The following is a 21,985-nucleotide window of genomic DNA, read 5'->3' as shown; positions in this document are numbered from 1 at the left end:
ACGTCAGCTCTTATTGCAGGAGCTTCAGAACTTGCTGCGGGTTCGAGTTAGCTTGCGCCAACACCGAGATACCAGCTTGTTGCAGCACTTGCGCCTTGCTCAGGTTCGCCGTTTCTTGTGCGAAGTTGGCGTCCGTGATTTGCGATTGTGCCGACGACAGGTCGGTCGATTCAGCTTGCTGCGACGATGCGATTGCCGTGAAGCGGTTTTGCGCGGCACCCAGCGATGCTTGCAGGTTGTTCACCGTTTGCAGTGCATTGTCGATCGAGACCATCGCTTCGTTCGCGCCGGTGACCGTGCTGATGTTGAGGCCCGACACCGTCGGCGGAACGTTGATCGCGTTGATTTGCGCGACTGCCGATGCCTGAGCGGCGGAACCCGCACCTGCCGTTGTGTAAGCAGCGGCCTGGAGTGCCAGCGGTGCGACGGCGACGCCGGTGCCCGATGTTGCGCCCGCGCCGAAAACTGCGGCTGCGACGGTCTCTGCGATTGCCTGGTTGTTCTGGTCGGTGAACGTGTAGCCGCCTTGGCCGTCCGACAGCACGTTGATTGCCGTGATTGCCGGGTTGGCAGCCGACGTGTAGACACCTGCCGTCGTCAGGCTGACGTTGACCGAGCCGACCGTTTGACCCGTTTGCACCAGGCCGCCACCGATCTTCGCTGCCGACATCGATTGGCTCAGGTTCAGGCTGATGGTCTGGCCAACGTTCGCGCCGACCTGGAACGTCACGTTACCTGCCGAGCCGTCCAGAATGTTCGTGCCGTTGTACGTCGTTTGCGACGCGATACGGTTCACTTCCGAGATCTGTGCCGAAACTTCCTGTTGCAGTGCGGCCTGGTCGCTCGACGACAGCGTGCCGGTCGATGCCTGCACAGCCAGCTGACGAATACGTTGCAGGCTGGAAGTCAGCGAGGACAGTGCGCTCGATGCGGTTTGGATCATCGACACGCCGTCGTTCGCATTCGACACGCCCTGGTTCAGGCCGTTGATCTGCGTTTGCATACGCGTCGAGATCGCCAGACCTGCTGCGTCGTCCGCTGCGCTGTTGATGCGCTTGCCCGACGACAGACGGGTGATGGCTTGCGAAAGGGCGCTTTGCGAGCCATTAAGGTTTTGCTGTGCAACCAGCGAGTTGATGTTGCTATTGATTCCGAGCATGGAAAATCTCCTAAATAAGCCTTGAGCCCAATACGCCACGTTGGCATCGGCGGAAGCACTCGTTCATTGCTGGCCGCCTCAGTGAAGGTTGACGGCGCGTCTAAAAAAAACTTGAGGGACTTTGTGCTATAGCGACCCAATTGTTTTTACGGCGGGTTACGCGTTCACTCGTCTGCAAGCCGCTTGCAGCCTTGTTCGGGCGCTCCGCTGCACGTATTGAAAAGACGGCGTATTCTCCTTTTCTCTTGAGGCAAACCCTGGAAAAATCATGCAAAAGCGCCGGATTGGACGTTCCGAATTAGAGGTCGCGCCGCTTATGTTCGGTGGCAATGTATTTGGCTGGACCGCCGATGAAGCCACCTCGTTTTCGATCCTCGATGCATTTGTCGATGCGGGACTCAACTTCGTCGATACCGCCGATGTCTATTCCGCGTGGGCGCCGGGCAACCAGGGCGGCGAATCGGAAACCATTATCGGCAAGTGGTTCAGGCAGAGCGGCAAGCGTGACAGGATCGTGCTCGCCACCAAGGTTTCCAAGCATCCGCAGCGCAAGGGTTTATCTGCTGCGAATATTCAGGCGGCAGTCGAAGATTCGCTGCGACGCTTGCAGACCGATTACATCGATGTCTATTTTTCTCACGACGACGATACTGAAACGCCTTTGGTCGAAACGCTTGGTGCCTATCAGAAGCTGATCGAGGCGGGCAAAGTGCGGGTGATCGGTGCGTCGAACTATAGCGGGGCGCGTATCGAGGAAGCGCTCGCCGTATCCCGGCAGCACGGGCTGCCTGAGTATCAATTGCTGCAGCCGGAGTACAACCTGTACGACCGTGCTGAGTATGAGCGCGACACCGAGCCGGTGGCGCTCGCCAATCAGCTCAGCGTGGTGGTGTACTGGAGTCTTGCAAGCGGCTTTCTGTCCGGCAAGTACCGGTCACAGGCCGATCTGGCCAACAAGGCACGTGGCAGCCGGGTCGAGAAATATCTGAACGAACGGGGTTTACGGATTCTGGACGCGCTCGAGCGGGTCGCCGAACGGCACGGCAGCACGCCCGCCACCGTCGCACTGGCATGGCTGATTGCCCGCCCAAGTGTAACGGCCCCAATTGCCAGCGCGACCTCGGTCGACCAGCTCAAAAGCCTGGCCGCCGCCGTCCATCTGATGTTGACCGGCGCGGATATCCGCGAACTGGACGAGGCGAGCGCCTGAGCGCGCAAGGGACCTGGCGCAATCGCTAAACCCCTGGTAGGATGGTGTGTTTCCTGATATCATCGAGAGTGAATTGAGATCTTTGCCTGTTTCGTCAATGTTTTTCATTGATGAAAGGTTGGCGAAACGGCAGCAGGCGTGGCTTTGGCATTACGTCTGTCCGCGTTCCGCGGTGAACTCCCCACCTCTCTTTTCCGGCCTCCGTGGCCGTTGTGCCTTTCGTTTCATTCGTGGTTTGGCCGGGTTTTTCCCGCGTTTGCCTGTTACTGGCCATGAATCGAAACGACCGGAGGGCCGGCGCGTGAGCGGTATCCCGCCACGCAATTTACCCCTATCAAGTGATTGAGTTAGGAATTACATGACGACGATTCTTCTGAAAGAAAATGAGCCGTTCGAAGTGGCGATTCGCCGCTTTCGTCGCGCAATCGAAAAGAATGGCCTGATCGCTGAACTGCGTGAACGTCAATCGTACGAAAAGCCGACCACGGCACGTAAGCGCAAGAAGGCTGCTGCTGTGAAGCGCCTGCACAAGCGCCTGCGCAGCCAGATGCTGCCGAAAAAGCTGCACTAAGCACGCTTTTCCGCGCTGCATTTCGCGCACTGTACGCCGAACGGCGGTGTGAGCTTCGAAAGAAGCCACATCGCCGTTTTGCTTTTGGGGTGCCGGTTGGCTTTGGGTCCTGGCGGTTGAGCGGGTTTGGTTTCGGTCGCCGGTGTGTTGCGTCAGGCGCCGGCGAGCGGCGGCGACCGCTGCCGCCTCAGCCCGCTTTGCGATTGCGTCCCTTCTTGCCGAGCGCCGCGCATCGCGCGCGGCACATGCAGCTCGCCTCGTGGTCGTTCACCAAGCCGACCGCCTGCATAAACGCGTAGCAGATCGTCGAGCCGACGAATTTGCAGCCATAGCGCTTCAACCCCTTGCTGAGCGCGTCCGAAATTTCCGTGGATGCCGGCGCCTGTTTGTACGATGCCCAATCGTTCTGGATCGGCGTCTGATCGACGAACGACCATATGAAGTTGGCGAGCGAGCCATGCTCGGCCTGAATTTCCTGCACTGCGCGTGCGTTGGTAATGGCGGATTCGATCTTGCCGCGATGACGCACAATGCCTTCGTCCAGCACCAGCGCGTCGACCTGTTTGGGGGTAAAGCGCGCGACCTTATCGATGTCGAAATCGGCGAATGCACGACGATAGCCGGTCCGTTTGTTGAGAATCGTCGACCATGACAAACCCGCCTGAGCCCCCTCCAGCACAAGCATTTCGAACAGATGCTGATCGTCGCGCGAAGGCACGCCCCATTCGGTGTCATGGTAGTGTGCGAGCGATTCGCTCGATACCCAGTTGCATCGCTGTGTCACTTTCGCGCTCCCGTGTGGTCATGTCGCTCGTCAGCATAGCCGAAGCCGGGAGTCCTGCAAGCTGGCCATTCGGCCGATTGCAGGATCGAAACTGACCTGCCACGCTATGCGGTATTCACCACCTGAACTCACTCAATTCGATGAATAAAGACCTCTTTCTGATCGGCATCGACGGCGGCGGTAGCGGTACGCGCGTCGTACTCGGCAACGCGCAAGGCCGCGAACTTGCACAGGCTGCGGGCGGGCCATCGGGGTTGGGTCTCGGTGTGGAGCGCGCGTGGCAGGCCATCGGAGACAGTTGCGCCCAAGCATTTGCACGTGCCGGCGTGCCGCTGGATTGGTCGCGCTGCGTACTCGGTTGCGGCTTGGCTGGGGTCAATAATCGCGACTGGCTGGCCGCCTTTCGTGCGCATGCGCCGGCGCTAGCCGGGCTCGCGGTGGAAAGCGATGTGTACACCACCTTGCTCGGCGCGCACGGCGGCGCGCAAGGCGTGGTCGTCGCGCTCGGCACGGGCAGTCAGGCGGCCGTTCTCGACGCCGATGGCGAATGCCGGGTCGCCGGCGGCTTCGGCTACCCATCCGGTGACGAAGCGAGCGGCGCCTGGCTCGGATTGCGGGCCATCGTACACGCGCAGCAGGCGCTCGACGGGCGTGTGCCCAATGACGATCTGGCCCAGGTGCTGCTCGCCCACACCGGCGCACATGATCGCGACAGCCTCATCGTCTGGCTGTGCGAAGCCAATCAGACCGCTTATGCGAAGCTTGCGCCGCTTGTCATCGCGCACCGTACGCACCCTTTCGCGGCGCATTTGCTTGGCGAGGCCGGCGTGGACGTGGGCAAGATGATTGCGGCGCTCGACCCTTCGGCAGGCCTGCCGGTCGCGCTGTGCGGCGGCCTCGGTGCGCCCTTGCGTGAGTACGTGCCACAGATTTATCAGGCCCGTTTGCGCGAGCCGCTGGCCGACTCGGCACATGGCGGGTTGCAGCTAGCGCAGCGCGAAGCGGTTCGCGTCGCCGGTTAAGACTGCTGGAGCGCGCGGGTCGCGATCTCGCGGATGCCGCGCACAACGGTAAAATGTAATCTTTGACGCTGCCCGGCTGCTCACATTATGTACAAAGTCATTGCCACAGACCTCGACGGCACCCTGCTCAACGCCGATCATCAGGTGGACCCGTTCACGATCGCGACCGTGCGTAAGCTCGAAAGCGAGGGGCTGCACTTCGTGATCGCGACGGGGCGCCACTACTGCGACGTTGCGGCTATTCGCGATCTGCTGGGCATCAACCCGTATCTGATCACGTCGAACGGCGCACGCATTCACGCGCCGGACAACACGGTGCTCCACGCCGACGACTTGCCGCCGGCCATCGTGCAACGCCTGGTGCTGCCGGAAATCGTTGGCGCGCATGGCCGTGTGATCGTCAACCTGTTCGCCGACGAGGCGTGGTTGATCGACCGGGATGCGCCAGACCTGTTGAAATTCCACCAGGATTCCGGCTTCACGTACGAAGTGACCGATCTGCCCAGGCACGACGGTGCCGACATCGCGAAGGTCCTTTACATTGGGGACCCCGCAGATCTCGCGCAGATCTCGGTCAATCTGGCGCGCGAATTCGGCGACGCGTTGTATGTCACCTATTCGTTGCCGGATTGTCTGGAAGTGATGACGTCGAACGTATCGAAGGGGCGCGCGTTGCAAATCGTGCTCGAACGCCTCGGCGTCGCCGCCTCGCAATGCGTGGCGTTCGGCGACAACATGAACGATATCGATCTGCTTGAGACAGCCGGCCATCCGTTCATGATGAACAACGCCAATCCCGATCTCATCACGCGCCTGCCGAACGTGCCGCGCATCGGCAACAACTTCGAAGCGGGCGTCGCGCGTCATCTGCGCAAACTTTTCTCGCTCGACGACGAACTGATGTCCTGAAAACGGACTGCCGCGCCGGTAACCACGCCTTATATCATCTGCATTGCCCGATTAATCGGCGGAGCTCGCGGAAGCCCCGGCCGCAGCCGCTGAAGGGGCACCCGGCAGCGCGGCGCAAGGGCAATCCGTAGCGCGGCCGTTCAGTCCCTGGTGGTCAAGCTTGAAGCTGGCGCGGGCCGTGCCGTTTTGCCAGTTGAGGCGAACAATGTAAATGCTGTCGAAGTCGTCGCTGTGCCAGTTGGGGACATCGGCGGCGTTGCCGCCGTGCGCGCTCATCATCTGACGCAACAACTTCACAATCAGCTTGTGCTCCCACGCAACGACAATCAGCTTATTGCGATTGGACGGCTCGACGAGTGCCGTGCCGAGTTGATCGATCTGGGCGAACCCGTACGGGGTTTGCACCGGCATCTGAAACTGGATGGCGGTCGGCTCGATGGTCGCTAGCGGCCGAATATAGTAGTAGGGGTGGCCGCTGTCGTCCTTTTGCTGGCCGGGATCGGGCGCATAGATCGCATCCGGCTTGCCGAACTTGGCGGCGATGACCGCCGGCAGCGCCAGCGCCCGGTTGAGCCCCTGGCAATTGAGCTGGCCATAGCCCTTGGCGGGTTTCTCGCCGTGGCGTACGAATACGAGCGTTTCAGTATTGCTGTCCGCCGCATGGGCCGCGGGGAGTGCCAGTGCGCCCACACACAAGCCGCCGATGGAGAGTGCGACGCCTTGCAGGAATCCGCGGAAACGGGTCATGGGTAGAACCTGTGCGAGCTTGGAAAGTCGCACGATTCTAGCAGCGGACCGTTGGTACACCACTGGGTTGCCCGTCTGGTGCGTACAAAGTCAGAGCGGGCGCCGTAGCCCCCGCTCTGACTGTTCCGGATACGCACACCTGGCGAACCCGTTGACTCAGTTGAGCACCGGCTCCTGCGAATTGCCGCGGCGGCTTTCGGCAATGACCGGGTACAGCACGCCTGCGATCACCGCGCCGAGAATCGGTGCGAGCCAGAACATCCACAGTTGATCGACCGCTGCGCCGCCAACGAACAGCGCCGGGCCGGTCGAGCGCGCCGGGTTGACTGACGTGTTGGTGACTGGAATCGAGATCAGGTGAATCAGCGTCAGGCACAGGCCAATGGCGATCGGTGCGAAACCGGCCGGCGCGCGCTTGTCGGTTGCGCCGAGGATCACGAACAGGAAGAAGCCGGTCATCACCACTTCGCAAATGAACGCGGCCGCGAGCGAGTAGTGGCCCGGCGAGCGATCACCGTAACCGTTGCTGGCGAAACCGCTGGCGACGAGGTCGAAACCCGGCTTGCCCGATGCGATCAACGACAGCACCAGCGCACCTAGCACCGCGCCGATTACCTGCGCGACGATGTACGGCAGCAGGTCGCGCGCCGGAAAGCGGCCGGCGACGGTCAGGCCGACGCTCACCGCCGGATTCAGGTGGCAGCCGGAAATGTGGCCGATCGCATAAGCCATGGTCAGCACGGTGAGGCCGAAGGCGAACGCGACACCCACGAAGCCGATGCCGAGTCCGTGGACCGGGCCCGCGAAGTTAGCGGCGAGGACGGCGCTGCCGCAGCCCCCGAGCACGAGCCAGAAGGTGCCGAACAACTCGGCCGCGAGACGCTTTGACAATTGCATGATTGGTAATCCTAAAATGTTTGGCGCTTGGAGTGGCAGGAGCGCTAAGCGCAGATGCATGCCATTGAGCGCGCAATTCTAGGGAAAGACTGCCGGATTAGGTGTCAAGAATTGTCAATGTGGAGTCTCCTTTACCTATTATTCTGCGATAAAGATGCCGTTTTACAATTCATCGACGCTTAATAATTATCAGATGATTTCTTCATAAATCGGTATTATTATCCATTGCGAATTTTTATAATTGCAGCTAGTCTGCGAGCGAATGAGTTCTAAAAAAGGGGAGAACCGAAATGTCTCAATATGCAGACCTCAAGGCGCAGATCGCCAAATTGCAGGCACAGGCTGACGAAGCACGGCGTACTGAAATCGATAACGTTGTCGCTGACATCCGCCAAAAGATCGCTGAATACGGTCTAACCGCGCAAGATCTCGGTTTTGCAGTTGCCGCACGGCGCGGACGCCCGCCGAAGAAGGCGCCGCTGCCGGCCAAGTACCAGGACCCGAAATCGGGTAATACCTGGAGTGGGCGCGGCAAACCGCCAAAGTGGATTGTCGGCAAGAACCGCGAACGCTTTGTGATTGGCGCAGCTTGAATATCCCGCCGGCCCAGGTGAAAGCCAACTGAAGGTTGATTGGTGCGGGGTTGTTAATTTTTGCTGCGCTAATCCGGGATGGAAGCGTATCCACGTCGGCATTAAAAAAGCCGCCTCTGAAGGGCGGCTTTTCCGAAGCGGAAGCGGGTTAACTCACGCTAACCACTCGCGCAAACGATTCACAAGAAAAATTTACTCACGATTGGCGTGCAAACTGGAAACCGGCGTAAGCGCTGGAAGTACGGCTTAAGCGGCTGGGCGCATAAATACGCCAGTCGCTTAAGCGCGTCGCACAGCCCCAGCCCTTATCCCATTGCTACCTGGCGCAACACCGGGCGGCGCGTCGCATTGATCAGCGTCGAATAGCCGTCAACGTAATTCTGAGCCATCGTTTTCGAGCTGAAGCGGCGTTCGAACTGGGCGCGGATCTCGGTGCGCGACAGTTCGTCCAGGCGCTGCAGCGCGGCGACCGCGCCTTGAACGTCCTCGACAATGTAGCCGGTCACGCCGTGGTCGATCACTTCAGGCACCGAACCGCGGTTGAATGCGATCACCGGCGTGCCGCACGCCATGGATTCGATCATCACGAGGCCAAACGGCTCCGACCAGTCGATCGGGAACAGCAGCGCCTTGGCGCCCGACAGAAACTCGGGCTTTTGCGCCTCGTTGATTTCGCCGACGAACTCCACGTGCGCCATGGAAAGCAGCGGTTCGATTTCCTTCTTGAAGTATTCCTGGTCGACCTTGTCCACCTTGGCGGCGATCTTCAGCGGCAAACCGCTCTGTGCAGCGATCTTGATAGCTGTATCGACGCGCTTCTCCGGACAGATGCGGCCGAGAAACGCCAGGTATTCCGGCTTCTTGTGCGTTTGCGGCGTGAGCAGTTGCTCGGGCAGGCCGTGGTAAATCGTGTTCAGCCAGTTGGCCTGAGGCAGCGGCGCGCGCTGTGAATCCGAAATCGACACGACCGGCACATTCGAGAATGCGTCGAACACCGGTTGGAGTTCCGGTAAGTCCAGGCGGCCGTGAAGCGTGGTCACGAACGGCGTGTCCATGGTGGTGAAGAGCGGGAACGGCAAGTAGTCGAGGTGAAAGTGCAGCACGTCGAACTCATGGGCGACCTTGCGCACTTTTTCCATCATCAGGACATGCGGCGCCAGCGCATCGCGGATCGTCGGGTCGAGGCGCAACGCACGAGGCCAGCAGGCGTCGAGGTTCGCGGAGGTGACCGAGTCGCCGCTCGCAAACAGCGTGACGTCGTGGCCGAGGTCGACCAGCGCTTCAGTCAGATACGAGACGACGCGTTCGGTGCCGCCGTAGAGTTTCGGCGGGACAGCTTCGTATAAGGGCGCAATCTGTGCGATTCGCATGCGTTTCTCCTGTTCAAAACGGCTTCGCACAGCGACGCTCGGGTAGAGCGGGGAGCGAATGCCTGACGGACGGTTGGGCGCGGTAGGCCGCCGCCCGGGGGTGCTCCGAACCTGCATCGGGTAATCCCTGAGCCTCATTATCGGGATCGACCACGTTAATTCGAGTTATTTTTCAAACGCTTAATGTTGTTACAGCGCGAAACATGATGCGTTACAGGTCGGCAGGAGGGCTCCCCGGAGAGCCGGGAAGCACGACTGGTGGATTTTCAAACGCTGAAGAAGCCCAGCAAGGAGCGGTCCCGGAGCACCTGGGAGGCGCGTTGCGCAGAAGTGAAAACGTCTTATAATTCTTCCTCACCGCTGCAAGGTGCGGATGGCGAGTCGCTCAAAACTCACCATTTGGTTCACATTTCCGCCGAAGAATCATCCATAACGCATCGCGAAGTCCAAGCTGCGCGGCGTCTCACCTGCCTCAGCCATTTTCCAGACAGCCTCCGTGTAGGAAAAATTCCTACACGAATGACGGATTAATCCGTCAGATAGGCAGGGTGTCTGTCCGATTTTCGTCCGCTCCCCCTTTCGACACAATGCTCGCAAGACCAGAAACGAGCCGATTCGTGCGGTTTAAGTGCGCGCGTTCGAGCAAACGTTTCCGTAACGGCCTGACCAGCCAGATACACCCCGGGGGAATCATGAGCGCGACAAGCGAAATGCTCAATGAGATCAGAGAAGTCAACCTGTCTTATCTCCTGCTCGCACAGCGTCTGCTGCGCGAAGACAAGCCGATGGGCATGTTTCGCATGGGGATTTCGGACCAGTTGGCCGACGTGCTCGCCAATCTGTCGTTGGCGCAGACCGTGAAGCTGGCGGCGTCCAATCAGGTGTTGTGCCGTTTTCGTTTCGATGACCATGCCGTGCTGTCCGCCCTTGCGGACAAAGGCAAATCCAGCGCCGTGGCTCAGGCGCATTCCGCGATCCTGATGGCAAGCCAGCCAGTCGAGCAACTCGGCTGACGGCAGCTTTTAGTTCAAATAAAGCGATCAGGACCGGGGAAATGCAAACGCATGGCGTACAAAAGTGTGGTGCAGGAAGTCAGGGAAATCACCCTGGCCATCGAGCTGATCGAACTCGGCGCGCGGTTGCAACTGCTGGAAGCTGAAACCAGCCTGTCGCGCGACCGGCTTATCAAGCTGTACAAGGAACTGAAAGGGGTGTCGCCACCCAAGGGCATGTTGCCCTTTTCGACCGACTGGTTCATGACCTGGCAGCCGAACTTTCACTCATCGCTGTTCTATAACATCTACCGTTTCATGGCCGGCCACGGCGGCTGTCTGACGATCCAGTCGATCGTGAAGAGCTACCGGCTCTACCTCGAACACGTCCAGATGCACGACGACGAGCCCGTGCTCAGTCTCACGCGTGCCTGGACGCTAGTGCGTTTCTTCGACTCCGGAATGCTGCAAATGACCGCCTGTTGCCGGTGCGGCGGACATTTTGTCGCGCATGCGCACGATCCGCAGCACGCCTTCGTCTGCGGGCTGTGCCAGCCCCCTTCGCGCGCGGGTAAGACAAAGAAATTTGCCGACGCCCGGGCTCGCGAAAGCCTTGCCGCGCTTGAGGTTTGACCTATAAAGCGGCATCGGCCCAAGGCTCGCAACCCGGTGCAGATGCCGTCATACGCGTTCAAACCGCCATCCGGCGGGCATTCCGGCCCCATTGGCCCGCGCCAGGCCTTGGCGGCCGGGTTTAACCCGCCTCTGGTTTACACCGGAGTGACGCGCCGCTTTTCCGTCAAAGTTTTCTGCTCCGTTGCCGTAAACCAGATTAACGACGGTCACCGTCGCTTCTTTGTGAGGGCTCGGCAGTGCTGATTTTCGTGGGAACACTCGTGACGCTATTGTCCGTTTTCGGCGGTTACGCGCTGGAAGGCGGCCATCTCGGCGCGCTGCTGCAGCCTGTCGAAGTGCTGATGATCGTCGGCGCCGGCGTTGGCGCGTTCATTCTCGGCAACGGGATGAAGACGATCAAGGCGACACTGCGCGTCATTCCGACCCTGTTCAAGGGCGCGAAGTACAACAAGGACGTGTATATGGAGCTGATGGCGCTCCTGTACGTCCTGCTGGCCAAGGCGCGCAAAGAAGGCACGCTGACGCTGGAAGCCGACATCGACGATCCGGCAAAGAGCCCGATCTTCACGCAATACCCGAAGATTCTTGCCGACAAGCACATTATCGAATTCCTGACCGACTACCTGCGGTTGATGGTGGGCGGCAACATGAACGCGTTCGAGATCGAAAGCCTGATGGACGAGGAGATCGAGACGCATCACCAGGAAGGCGAGGCGCCCGCGCACGCCCTGAACAAGGTCGGCGACGCCATGCCGGCGTTCGGGATCGTGGCCGCGGTGATGGGCGTGGTGCACACCATGGCCTCGGCCGACAAGCCGCCCGCGGTGCTCGGCGAGATGATCGCCCAGGCGCTGGTCGGCACCTTCCTCGGGATTCTGCTTTCGTACGGCCTGATCGGACCGCTCGCGAGCGTCGCCGAACAGCGCGTGACCGAGTCGACCAAGATGTTCCAGTGCATCAAGGTGACGATTCTCGCGAGCCTGAATGGCTATGCGCCGGCTATTGCCGTCGAATTCGGCCGCAAGGTGCTCTTCTCGACTGAACGCCCGTCGTTCGCCGAGCTGGAAGAGCACGTGCGCCGAGTCAAAGCCAAGTAACGGGCGCCGGGAACCGATTCGATGAGCAAGGACAAAGACCGCGCCATTATCGTCAAGCGCTCCGCGCCGGCCAAGAAAGGCCATCACGGCGGCGCATGGAAGCTCGCGTATGCGGACTTCATGACCGCGATGATGGCGTTCTTCCTGCTGATGTGGCTGCTGAGTTCGGCTTCCACCGTGCAGTTGAAGGGCATCGCCGATTACTTCAACCAGCCGTTGAAGATCACGTTGTGGGGCGGCGATCGCAGCGCCGAGGACTCGAGCATTCTGAAGGGCGGCGGCCGCGACATTTCGACCGACGCGCAGGGCGTGACCCGCTCGACCGATGGTTCGAGCGCGCGCGCCGAGCGCACGGTCTCCCATAGCAACGACGACTCGGACAAGCAGTCGCAGGGCGAGCTGGAACGTCGCGAACAGGTCCGTCTGCACGACCTGCAGGTCAAGCTGATGGCCGCGATCGAAGCGAATCCGATACTGCGCCAGTTCAAGCAGCAGATCCGCATCGATTCGACGCTGACCGGCCTGCGCATCGAAATCGTCGACTCGCAGAAGCGGCCGATGTTCGCGACCGCGAGAGACGTGGTTGAACCGTACATGCGCGACATCCTGCGCGAAATCGGCCACACGCTGAACGACGTGCCGAACCGCATCATCGTGCAAGGGCACACCGACGCCGCGCAGTACGCCGGCGGCGAGAAGGGCTACAGCAACTGGGAACTGTCCGCGGACCGCGCCAACGCGTCGCGTCGCGAGCTGATCGGCGGCGGCATGGACGAAGCGAAGGTGATGCGCGTGCTGGGCCTCGCGTCGACGCAGAACCTGAACAAGGCGGACCCGATGGACCCGGAGAACCGCCGCATCAGTATCATCGTGCTGAACAAGAAGTCGGAGGAGGCGCTTGACCATGACGACTCCACCACGACCACCTTGTCGGACGACGCGGCCGGCTCCAAGCCGCTGCTGCAAAAGCTTGCGCAACCGGTGACGGTTGCACCGAAGGCACCGGTGGTAGCGCCGGCGGCCCCGTAACAGACAACGATCGCCTGGCTGGCGTGGCGCCGATGTGGCGCGGACTGCCCGGCGATCCATAGCGTAAGTGCAGCGAGGTTTTCATGATCAGGCACATCCTGGCAATCGACGATTCGGCATCGATGCGGCAAATCCTTGCCGCAACGCTGACGACGGCAGGCTATGAAGTGACGCTCGCGGCGGATGGCAATGAGGGGCTCGAAAACGCGCTCGCCATGTCGTTCGACCTCGTGCTGACGGACCAGCACATGCCGGGTAAGACCGGCCTCGATCTGATTACCGAACTGCGCGGCAACCCGGCTTACGAGGCGACACCCATCCTCGTCCTCACGACGGAATCGGGCGAGCCCTTCAAGGCGGCGGCACGGGCAGCGGGGGCGACCGGCTGGATCGAAAAGCCACTCGACCCCGACATGCTGACCGAACTGGTGGCGGCGTTGGCCGAACCGGGTGAGGCATGAGCGCCGGCAGGCACCCCATAAGCGCCACCTTTAGACAAGTTATAGAAGCTCTCGACGCGGCGGCACGACAGCCCAAGCGTAGACAGGAACTCTCGCGGTGACCCAGGCATGACACTCGACATCACTCAGTTCTATCAGACCTTCTTCGACGAAGCGGACGAACTGCTCGCGCAGATGGAGCAGTTGCTGCTCAATCTGGATATCGCCCACCCGGACCCCGAAGACCTCGCGGCGATTTTCCGCGCGGCGCATTCGATCAAGGGCGGCGCGGCGACGTTCGGCTTTACCGCGCTGACGGAGACGACCCACATTCTCGAATCGCTGCTCGACCGCGCGCGCAATAACGAACTCGTGCTGCGCAAGGACATGATCGACACGTTCCTCGAAACCAAGGACGTGTTGTCGGGCCAGCTCGCCGACTATCGCGCGAGCGCCGAGCCGGATGCGGCCGTCGCCAAGGCGATCTGCGCGAAGCTCGAACAGTTGCATGCGGAAAGCCGCTTCGATGCCGCACCTGCCGGAGTGCCGGCGGCGGCGCCCGTGGCAACGGCGCCATTGGAAACGCAAACAGCAGGTCAAGGCGGTACGCCGCCCGAGCACGTCGTCGAACAGGTGGTGCAGGCGGCGGGGGAATGGACTGACGGCGAACCGGCACAGACCGGGCAAGCCGCGGGCGCTGGCGGTGACGCCGGCCCCCATCTGAAAATTACGCTACGGGGCGTAGGTGAGAAGGACCAGGAACTGCTGGCCGAAGAGCTCGGCAACCTGGGCAACATCGTCGGGCAGGTCAAGAGCGGCGGCGAATTGACGCTGTGGCTCCAGACCGATGTGACCTCCGACGACATTACCGCCGTGTGCTGCTTCGTGATCGACGAAAGTCAGATTTCGATCAGCCGTGGCACAGCACCGGCGGACGAGACGCAGCAAGGCGAACCTGGAACGCCCGACGCTGCCGATTCGACCCCGGTGCAAGCAGCACAGGCAGCACAGTCCGCACCAGCAGCACAGGCGGAGCGCGCAGCATCGTCGGCACCGGCGGCCCACACCGCTGCGCCCGCTCAAGCCGCAGCCACGCACGGACTGTTCGATACCCCGGCCTCGCCTGCAACGAGCCCGGCGTCCGCCGCGACAGCACCCGCACCGGCGGCAAGCACGGCAGCCAGTACCGCTGCGCCCGCCGAGCAGGACCGCAAGGCCGGCGCGCGTCCGACCGCGGCGGCAGGCGGCGCGGAAGGCAGCTCGATTCGCGTTGGCGTCGAGAAGGTCGATCAACTGATCAACCTGGTCGGCGAACTGGTGATCACGCAGGCGATGTTGGCCGAGACCACCAGCACCTTCGATCCGGCGCTGCACGATCGCCTCTTCAACGGCATGGCCCAGCTCGAGCGCAACGCCCGCGATCTGCAGGAAGCGGTGATGTCGATCCGCATGATGCCGATGGATTACGTGTTCAGCCGCTTCCCGCGTCTGGTGCGCGATCTGGCGGCGAAACTCGGCAAGGAAGTGGAGCTCGTCACCTTCGGTCAGGCGACCGAACTCGACAAGAGCCTGATCGAACGGATCATCGATCCGTTGACTCACCTCGTGCGCAACAGTCTCGACCACGGCATTGAAACCGTGGAAGCGCGGCGCGCGGCGGGTAAGGATTCGACTGGCCAGCTCGTGCTGTCGGCGGCTCACCATGGCGGCAACATCGTCATCGAGGTGAGCGACGACGGCGCCGGTTTGCGCCGCGACAAGATTCTCGCGAAGGCCGCGAAGCAGGGCATGCAGGTCAGCGAAAGCATGACCGACGAAGAAGTCTGGAACCTGATTTTCCTGCCGGGCTTTTCAACGGCGGAGCAGGTTACGGACGTCTCCGGCCGCGGCGTCGGCATGGACGTGGTGAAGCGCAACATCCAGTCGATGGGTGGTCACGTGGAGATCACCTCGCATGCGGGCAAGGGCAGCACCACACGCATCGTTTTGCCGCTCACGCTGGCGATTCTCGACGGCATGTCGGTCAAGGTCGGCAACGAGATTTTCATTTTGCCGCTGAACTTCGTGATGGAGTCGCTGCAGCCGCAAGCCGAGGACATCTACACGGTGGCCAACGGCGAACGCGTGGTGCGCGTGCGCGGCGAGTATTTGCCGCTCGTCGCGCTGCACGAAGTATTCACGGTCGACGACGCGAAGCAGGAACCGACCCAGGGCATCGTCACCATCATGCAAACCGAAGGGCGCCGCTTTGCGATGCTGATCGACGAGCTGGTGGGGCAGCAGCAGGTGGTCGTGAAGAATCTGGAAACGAATTACCGCAAGGTGCATGGCATTTCCGCCGCAACCATTCTCGGCGACGGCAGTGTCGCGCTGATCGTGGACGTGGCGGCGCTGAACCGCGAAACGCGCCATGCGCACGGCGCGATGAGCCTCGCATGACACTCATAGAACTCACTCAACTCATTTCATCCCAACCGTTTGGGGGCTAACGTGGCAGAAGTCCAATCCATCAATTCGAGCGTCGCGAACGCGAGCGGTACGAATGGCCGCCGCGCTGCGCAGCAGGCAGACGCCGGCGGTCAGGAATTCCTCGTCTTCACGCTCGGCGCCGAAGAGTACGGCATCGACATTCTCAAGGTGCAGGAAATCCGCGGCTACGACAACGTGACGAGGATCGCCAATGCACCTGAGTTCATCAAGGGCGTGATCAATCTGCGCGGCATCATCGTGCCGATCGTGGACATGCGCATCAAGTTCCATCTGGGCCGTGTCGAGTACGACCACCAGACGGTGGTGATCATCCTGAACGTCGCGCATCGCGTGGTCGGGATGGTGGTGGACGGTGTGTCGGACGTACTGACGCTCGCCACCGACCAGATCATGCCGGCGCCGGAATTCGGCGCGACGCTGACGACCGAGTACCTCACGGGTCTGGGCACCGTGGACGGCCGCATGCTGATCCTGATGGACATCGAGAAGCTGATGACCAGCCGCGAAATGGCGCTGATCGAAACGCTCAGCGCGTAAGCATCGCTACGCGCCAGTACGAAAGACAGATCGAACAGGGAGCATCAAGATGCTGAGCAGGTGGTCGATTCGCACATCGTTGACGATGGTGGGGATCATTCTGGTCGCGCTGACCGTGGTGGTCGGCGCGCTGGGTCTAACCGCGTTGAACGACGCGAGCCGGTCGCTCGACCGGATCGCGCGCGGCGACCTGGTCGCCATTCATGCGCTCGACGATGCGTCGTCGTACCTGTTGCGTTCGCGCGTCTCGCTGGACCGTTTCAATGCGTTGAGCGCGGCCGGCAACGCTGAGCAGGCGAAGAAGGTCCTCGATCGCGCGCAGGAACTGTACGGCATGGGTAACCAGAGCTGGCAGACCTATCTCGACACGCCGAAGAACGGCGTGACCCAGGCGCAACTGGATGAACTGGTGACGCGTCGCACGTCCCTGATGCGCGACGGCATGGAGCCTGAATTCGCCGCCTTGCGGGCGAACGATCTGGCGGCTTATCACGCCATCGCCGATACGAAAATCAGCCCGTGGTTCGTTTCGTACGACAGCGCCGCATCCGCGGTCGTCAAGGCGCTCCAGCAGCACGCCGTGGATCAGCAGTCGAGCGCGCAATCGGACATATCGCTGATGACCACGTTGATCATCGCCGTCACCGTGCTCGCGTTGCTGGTGGTAGTCGGCATCCGTTTCGCACTGCGCGGCCTGATCGTGCAGCCGCTGAACGATGCGACGGCATGCTTCGAACGGATGGCCTCGGGCGATCTGTCCCAGCCGATCGAAGTATTCAGCCGTAACGAAATCGGCCGCCTGTTTTCCGGCATCAAGCGGATGCAGGAAAGCCTCGCCACGATGGTGACGGCGGTTCACAGCAGCACCGAATCGATCGACACCGGCGCGCGCGAAATCGCCATGGGCAACACCGATCTCTCGCAACGCACCGAACAGCAGGCCGCGTCGCTGCAGGAAACCGCCTCGAGCATGGAGCAACTGACCGGCACCGTGCGGCAGAACGCCGAGAACGCGCGTCAGGCGAGCCAACTGGCGGTCAGCGCGTCCGATATCGCGACCCGCGGCGGCGACGTGGTGAATCAGGTTGTCACGACCATGCAGGGTATCGCGACCAGTTCGAACAAGGTCGTCGACATCATCGGCGTGATCGAAGGCATCGCCTTCCAGACCAATATTCTCGCGCTGAACGCGGCGGTCGAAGCCGCGCGGGCCGGCGAGCAGGGCCGCGGTTTCGCGGTGGTCGCGGGCGAAGTGCGCAGCCTCGCGCAGCGCAGCGCCAGCGCCGCGAAGGAAATCAAGGAACTGATCGGCGACTCGGTCGACAAGGTGCAAAGCGGTTCCGCGCTGGTCGGCCGGGCGGGCACCACGATGGACGAGATCGTGCAGGCGGTGCGCCGCGTGACCGACATCATGGGCGAAATCAGCGCGGCTTCCGAAGAGCAGTCGGGCGGCATCGAACAGGTGAATCGCGCGGTCGTGCAGATGGACGAAGTCACGCAGCAGAACGCCGCGCTGGTCGAACAGGCAGCCGCTGCGGCGGCGTCGCTCGAAGAGCAGACGCGTCAATTGCAAGCGGTGGTGAACGGCTGGAAGGTGGGCGGCGAGGCGCGTGGCAACGTGACGGCGACCCGTGCGCAGGCGGCGGCACGCCCGAGCGTCGGCAAGCGTGGCAGCCAGCATGGACAGCCGGCAAAGGCAGCGCCGCAAGCGTCCGCTCATGCCGCGGCACACCCGGCAGCGGGCAAGGCGGCCAGCACGGCAAGCCATGCTGCAGCACCGGCTTCGGCCACGCCCGGTGCCGACACCTCACGTGTCGAGCCGGCTCTCAAACCGAAGACGGCCCGCGCCGCATCCGAATCTGCAGCACGACCTGCCCCGGCAGGATCGGACGCGGACTGGGAAACGTTCTAGAAAGTGACACGAAGACATGCGGTCATTCGGCATCTCGCTCCCTGAGGGGCGAATCATCGAAGCACGCTTAAGAGGCGTGTCGCGGGCCGATCGCGTGTTGGCAGAACTCGCGGGCGGGCGCGACCCCGCGAACTCAATCCCTTTCGGCAGAAGCAATCCTTTTGACGAAAAGCCGGATGGCTCGTATCGCAGGCAGGAACTCACATGACGGCAACGCGCGCACAGCAACATCCGCAACCGGCACGTCCGCAACCGGCACGTCCGCAACCGGCACGGCCCGAGCGGGCGGAGCCGGCCAGATCCGGCGAGCAAGGACGGGATTTCGAATTCACGTCGGCGGATTTCGCTCGTATTCGCGATCTGATTCATCGCAGCGCGGGCATTTCACTGTCGGATCACAAGCGCGACATGGCGTACAGCCGGCTGGCACGCCGCCTGCGCGCCCGTGGCCTCGAGACCTTCAAGCAGTACCTCGATCTGCTCGAAGCGGAAAACGATCCGGCCGAGTGGGAAGCGTTCACCAATGCGCTGACCACCAACCTGACCGCGTTCTTTCGCGAAGCGCACCATTTCCCGATCCTCGCCGAGTTCGCGCCGCGCCGCGCGCAGCCAGTTTCGGTGTGGTGCTCGGCGGCCTCGACCGGCGAGGAGCCGTATTCGATCGCGATGACGCTGATCGAAGCGCTCGGCGACAGCGGCGCGCGCCAGGCCACCGTGCTCGCGACCGACATTGACACGCAGGTGCTGGCGAAAGCCGAAGCCGGCATGTATCAGTTCGACCAGGTGAAGCACCTGTCGCCCGAGCGCCTCAAGCGCTTCTTCCTGAAAGGCACCGGCGCGCATGCCGGGATGGTCAAGGTCCGTCCGGAAGTGCGCGCGATGGTGCGCTTCGAGCAACTGAACCTGACCGATCGCGACTACCAGTTGCGCTCGCAGTTCGACGCGATTTTCTGCCGCAACGTGATGATCTATTTCGACAAGCCGACGCAGGCCCAGGTGCTCGCGCGCTTCGAGCCGGCGATGAAATCGGGCGGTTTGCTGTTTGCCGGCCACTCGGAAAACTTCACCTATGTGACGCAGGCGTTCAAGCTGCGCGGCCAGACCGTTTATGAACTGACGCGCGACGCGGGCGCCGGCGGACGCACGCCAGCACGTGCGTCGAATCATGCGGGCCATGCTACGGGCAACGCTACAACAGCCGCGAATGGGGTGACCGCATGAGCAGCACTCTGCCGATCGCCAGCAATCTGTACTTCGACAATCACTTCCAACGCCCTGGCGTGAAGCTGTTGCCGAACGAGTTCTACACAACGAGTGAAGACATGGTGCTCGTCACCGTGCTCGGCTCGTGCGTTGCGGCCTGTATTCAGGACCGCACGGCCGGCATTGGCGGCATGAATCACTTCATGCTGCCGGACGACGGCGCGGATGTCGCGCAAGCCGCGTCGGATTCGATGCGCTACGGCGCGTATGCGATGGAAGTGCTGATCAACGAACTGATCAAGGCCGGTGGCCGGCGCGAGCGTTTCGAAGCCAAGGTGTTCGGCGGCGGCGCGGTGCTGGCCGGCATGACGACGATGAATATCGGCGATCGCAATTCGGAATTCGTACGCCGCTATCTGGCGCTCGAAAAGATCCGCATCGTCGCCGAGGATTTGCAGGGAAATCATCCGCGCAAGGTCGCTTTCATGCCGCGCACCGGCCAGGTGATGGTGAAGAAGTTGCGCTTGCAGCAGGAAGCGGGCGTGGCCGAACGCGAACAGGCGCTGATGCGCCAAAGCGCCGAAGCGCGTGCCGAGCGGCTCGCCGCGGCACGCAAACGGGTCGAATTGTTCTCGACGCCGGCCGCCACGCGGCCCAAGGTCGAACTGTTCGGCGCAGCGGGCGGTGCGGGCGCAGGCAGCCCGAAGCCGCGCATCGAGCTGTTCGGCGGCGGCCCGCGCCCGATTAAATCAAACAACGCCAGAACTACAGAGGAGGCGTGAGCGCTGTGCAAAAGATCAAAGTACTGTGTGTCGACGATTCGGCGCTGATTCGCAGCCTGATGACGGAAATCATCAATGGCCAGCCGGACATGACCGTCGTGGCGACCGCACCCGACCCGCTGGTCGCGCGCGATCTCATCAAGCAACACAATCCGGACGTGCTGACGCTCGACGTCGAAATGCCGCGCATGGACGGTCTCGATTTCCTCGAGAAGCTGATGCGTTTGCGGCCGATGCCGGTCGTGATGGTGTCGTCGCTGACCGAGCGCGGCAATGAAATCACGCTGCGCGCGCTGGAGCTGGGCGCGGTCGACTTCGTCACCAAGCCGAAGGTCGGCATTCGCGACGGCATGCTCGACTACTCGGAAAAGCTCGCCGACAAGATTCGCGCCGCGGCCCGCGCGCGGGTGCGCCAGGCCGCGCCGGTGCATCACGCGGCCACGCAGGCTGCGCATGCGCCTGTCGCCGCCGCGCCGCTGTTCAACAATCCGCTGCTCAGTACCGAGAAGCTGATCATCGTCGGTGCATCGACGGGCGGCACTGAAGCGATCCGCGAAGTGCTCGTGCCGTTGCCGCCGGACGCGCCTGCCGTGCTGATCGCGCAGCATATGCCGCCGGGTTTTACAAAATCTTTTGCGCAACGCCTTAATGGTTTGTGTCGGATTACCGTTAAAGAGGCAGAGCACGGCGAACGCGTGTTGCCGGGACATGCGTATATCGCGCCTGGCCATGCTCACCTGTTGCTGGCCCGCAGCGGCGCGAACTATATTGCTCACCTGTCGGACGAGCCGCCGGTGAACCGGCATCGGCCGTCGGTGGATGTGCTGTTCCGTTCGGCCGCGCAGCACGCGGGCAAGAACGCGGTCGGCGTGATCCTCACGGGGATGGGGCGCGACGGCGCTGCCGGGCTGCTGGACATGAGGAAAGCGGGGGCGTATACCCTCGCGCAGGACGAAGCGAGCTGTATCGTGTTCGGCATGCCGCGCGAAGCCATTGCGCTCGGTGCAGCGGACGAAATCGCGTCGCTGGCGGAGATGAGCCGTCGCGTGATGGCGCGTCTGTCGGCAATGGGTGATCGCGTACAGCGGGTATGATGCGGGCCTGAAGGGGAGCGCCAGGCATGGGATGGAGTGACCAACTCCGGTCGACAAGAGCCTGATAGAACTGGCGGTCATGCGCCGCATCAAGGATCAAGCAAAGGGAATGAAATGGATAAGGGAATGAAGATTCTGGTGGTTGACGACTTTCCGACGATGCGCCGGATTGTCCGCAACCTGCTCAAAGAGCTCGGCTACTCCAATGTCGACGAGGCGGAAGACGGTCAGGCCGGCCTCTCGCGTTTGCGCGGCGGTACGTATGACTTCGTGATCTCCGACTGGAACATGCCGAATCTCGACGGTCTGGCCATGCTCAAGGAAATCCGCGCCGACGCCCACCTGACGCATCTGCCGGTGCTGATGGTGACGGCCGAGTCGAAGAAGGAAAACATCATCGCGGCGGCGCAAGCCGGCGCGAGCGGTTATGTCGTCAAGCCGTTCACGGCCGCGACGCTCGACGAGAAGCTCAACAAGATTCTCGAGAAGATGGCGAAAGCCGGGAGCTGAT

22 protein-coding genes are annotated in these 21,985 nt (G+C 61.9%); 17 read left to right on the top strand and 5 right to left on the bottom strand.

Annotated features, from left to right (window positions below):
• Positions 1-10: 10 nt before the first annotated feature.
• Entirely contained in the window at positions 11-1,159 is a 1,149-nt protein-coding gene (locus PQR67_RS35375; protein ID WP_408467432.1) for a flagellin, read from the bottom strand.
• A 268-nt stretch (positions 1,160-1,427) separates the two neighbouring features.
• Between PQR67_RS35375 and PQR67_RS35370 the strand changes: the two genes are divergently transcribed.
• Both PQR67_RS35370 and rpsU read left to right on the top strand, forming a co-directional pair.
• Positions 1,428-2,369 carry an aldo/keto reductase gene (locus PQR67_RS35370; protein ID WP_408467431.1) on the top strand — a complete coding sequence of 314 codons (942 nt, stop codon included), beginning with the start codon at positions 1,428-1,430 and terminating at the stop codon, positions 2,367-2,369.
• A gap of 358 nt (positions 2,370-2,727) precedes the next feature.
• Positions 2,728-2,940 (top strand): 30S ribosomal protein S21, encoded by a 213-nt coding sequence (rpsU, locus tag PQR67_RS35365; protein WP_006050883.1) that lies wholly within the window; start codon positions 2,728-2,730, stop codon positions 2,938-2,940.
• 187 nt (positions 2,941-3,127) lie between these two features.
• On the opposite strand, the gene PQR67_RS35360 is transcribed toward rpsU, so the two are convergent.
• Positions 3,128-3,724 carry a DNA-3-methyladenine glycosylase I gene (locus PQR67_RS35360; RefSeq protein ID WP_408467430.1) on the bottom strand — a complete coding sequence of 199 codons (597 nt, stop codon included), beginning with the start codon at positions 3,722-3,724 and terminating at the stop codon, positions 3,128-3,130.
• 140 nt (positions 3,725-3,864) lie between these two features.
• Between PQR67_RS35360 and PQR67_RS35355 the strand changes: the two genes are divergently transcribed.
• Complete coding sequence (locus tag PQR67_RS35355; RefSeq protein ID WP_408467429.1) at positions 3,865-4,746, top strand: glucosamine kinase nucleotide-binding domain-containing protein; 882 nt, start codon at positions 3,865-3,867, stop codon at positions 4,744-4,746.
• Between the two features lie 87 nt (positions 4,747-4,833).
• A complete protein-coding gene (locus tag PQR67_RS35350; protein ID WP_408467427.1) occupies positions 4,834-5,655 on the top strand; it encodes a Cof-type HAD-IIB family hydrolase in 822 nt (273 codons plus the stop codon).
• 51 nt (positions 5,656-5,706) lie between these two features.
• On the opposite strand, the gene PQR67_RS35345 is transcribed toward PQR67_RS35350, so the two are convergent.
• A complete protein-coding gene (locus PQR67_RS35345) occupies positions 5,707-6,402 on the bottom strand; it encodes a histidine phosphatase family protein (RefSeq protein WP_408467426.1) in 696 nt (231 codons plus the stop codon).
• Positions 6,403-6,558: 156 nt separating this feature from the next.
• The gene (aqpZ, locus tag PQR67_RS35340) at positions 6,559-7,299 is read right to left on the bottom strand and encodes an aquaporin Z (protein ID WP_408467425.1); all 741 of its coding nucleotides are present in this window, start codon (positions 7,297-7,299) and stop codon (positions 6,559-6,561) included.
• Positions 7,300-7,589: 290 nt separating this feature from the next.
• Between aqpZ and PQR67_RS35335 the strand changes: the two genes are divergently transcribed.
• Positions 7,590-7,892 carry an H-NS histone family protein gene (locus tag PQR67_RS35335; protein WP_120346544.1) on the top strand — a complete coding sequence of 101 codons (303 nt, stop codon included), beginning with the start codon at positions 7,590-7,592 and terminating at the stop codon, positions 7,890-7,892.
• A gap of 305 nt (positions 7,893-8,197) precedes the next feature.
• On the opposite strand, the gene PQR67_RS35330 is transcribed toward PQR67_RS35335, so the two are convergent.
• Positions 8,198-9,262 (bottom strand): glycosyltransferase family 4 protein, encoded by a 1,065-nt coding sequence (locus PQR67_RS35330; RefSeq protein WP_120346543.1) that lies wholly within the window; start codon positions 9,260-9,262, stop codon positions 8,198-8,200.
• Between the two features lie 692 nt (positions 9,263-9,954).
• Here PQR67_RS35330 and flhD point away from each other — a divergent pair.
• The 12 genes from flhD to cheY all read left to right on the top strand — a co-directional run bounded on the left by flhD (position 9,955) and on the right by cheY (position 21,984).
• Entirely contained in the window at positions 9,955-10,275 is a 321-nt protein-coding gene (gene flhD / locus PQR67_RS35325; protein WP_006050893.1) for a flagellar transcriptional regulator FlhD, read from the top strand.
• 51 nt (positions 10,276-10,326) lie between these two features.
• Entirely contained in the window at positions 10,327-10,887 is a 561-nt protein-coding gene (gene flhC, locus PQR67_RS35320; protein ID WP_106355136.1) for a flagellar transcriptional regulator FlhC, read from the top strand.
• A gap of 239 nt (positions 10,888-11,126) precedes the next feature.
• A complete protein-coding gene (motA, locus tag PQR67_RS35315; protein WP_408467424.1) occupies positions 11,127-11,987 on the top strand; it encodes a flagellar motor stator protein MotA in 861 nt (286 codons plus the stop codon).
• A 21-nt stretch (positions 11,988-12,008) separates the two neighbouring features.
• Entirely contained in the window at positions 12,009-13,016 is a 1,008-nt protein-coding gene (gene motB / locus PQR67_RS35310) for a flagellar motor protein MotB (RefSeq protein WP_408467423.1), read from the top strand.
• Between the two features lie 83 nt (positions 13,017-13,099).
• Positions 13,100-13,477 carry a response regulator gene (locus tag PQR67_RS35305; protein WP_030102387.1) on the top strand — a complete coding sequence of 126 codons (378 nt, stop codon included), beginning with the start codon at positions 13,100-13,102 and terminating at the stop codon, positions 13,475-13,477.
• Between the two features lie 108 nt (positions 13,478-13,585).
• On the top strand, positions 13,586-15,895 hold the full coding sequence (gene cheA / locus PQR67_RS35300; RefSeq protein WP_408467422.1) for a chemotaxis protein CheA: 2,310 nt from the start codon (positions 13,586-13,588) through the stop codon (positions 15,893-15,895).
• Positions 15,896-15,946: 51 nt separating this feature from the next.
• Positions 15,947-16,483 carry a chemotaxis protein CheW gene (gene cheW, locus PQR67_RS35295; RefSeq protein WP_408467421.1) on the top strand — a complete coding sequence of 179 codons (537 nt, stop codon included), beginning with the start codon at positions 15,947-15,949 and terminating at the stop codon, positions 16,481-16,483.
• A 49-nt stretch (positions 16,484-16,532) separates the two neighbouring features.
• Entirely contained in the window at positions 16,533-18,395 is a 1,863-nt protein-coding gene (locus PQR67_RS35290; protein WP_408467420.1) for a methyl-accepting chemotaxis protein, read from the top strand.
• Positions 18,396-18,599: 204 nt separating this feature from the next.
• Entirely contained in the window at positions 18,600-19,616 is a 1,017-nt protein-coding gene (locus PQR67_RS35285; RefSeq protein WP_408467419.1) for a CheR family methyltransferase, read from the top strand.
• The gene (gene cheD / locus PQR67_RS35280; protein WP_408467418.1) at positions 19,613-20,380 is read left to right on the top strand and encodes a chemoreceptor glutamine deamidase CheD; all 768 of its coding nucleotides are present in this window, start codon (positions 19,613-19,615) and stop codon (positions 20,378-20,380) included. Before PQR67_RS35285 ends, cheD begins: the two co-directional genes overlap by 4 nt.
• 5 nt (positions 20,381-20,385) lie before the next feature.
• Positions 20,386-21,474, top strand: coding sequence for a protein-glutamate methylesterase/protein-glutamine glutaminase (locus PQR67_RS35275; protein WP_408467417.1), 1,089 nt, complete (start codon positions 20,386-20,388; stop codon positions 21,472-21,474).
• A gap of 114 nt (positions 21,475-21,588) precedes the next feature.
• The gene (cheY, locus tag PQR67_RS35270) at positions 21,589-21,984 is read left to right on the top strand and encodes a chemotaxis response regulator CheY (protein WP_408467416.1); all 396 of its coding nucleotides are present in this window, start codon (positions 21,589-21,591) and stop codon (positions 21,982-21,984) included.
• Position 21,985: the final 1 nt, after the last annotated feature.

It is taken from the genome of Paraburkholderia fungorum, assembly GCF_046026025.1.
In the GTDB taxonomy this organism is placed as follows: Bacteria; Pseudomonadota; Gammaproteobacteria; order Burkholderiales; family Burkholderiaceae; genus Paraburkholderia; species Paraburkholderia fungorum_E.
Note: the sequence above shows the minus strand (reverse complement) of the source record. Positions and strands in the feature narration are given on the sequence as shown.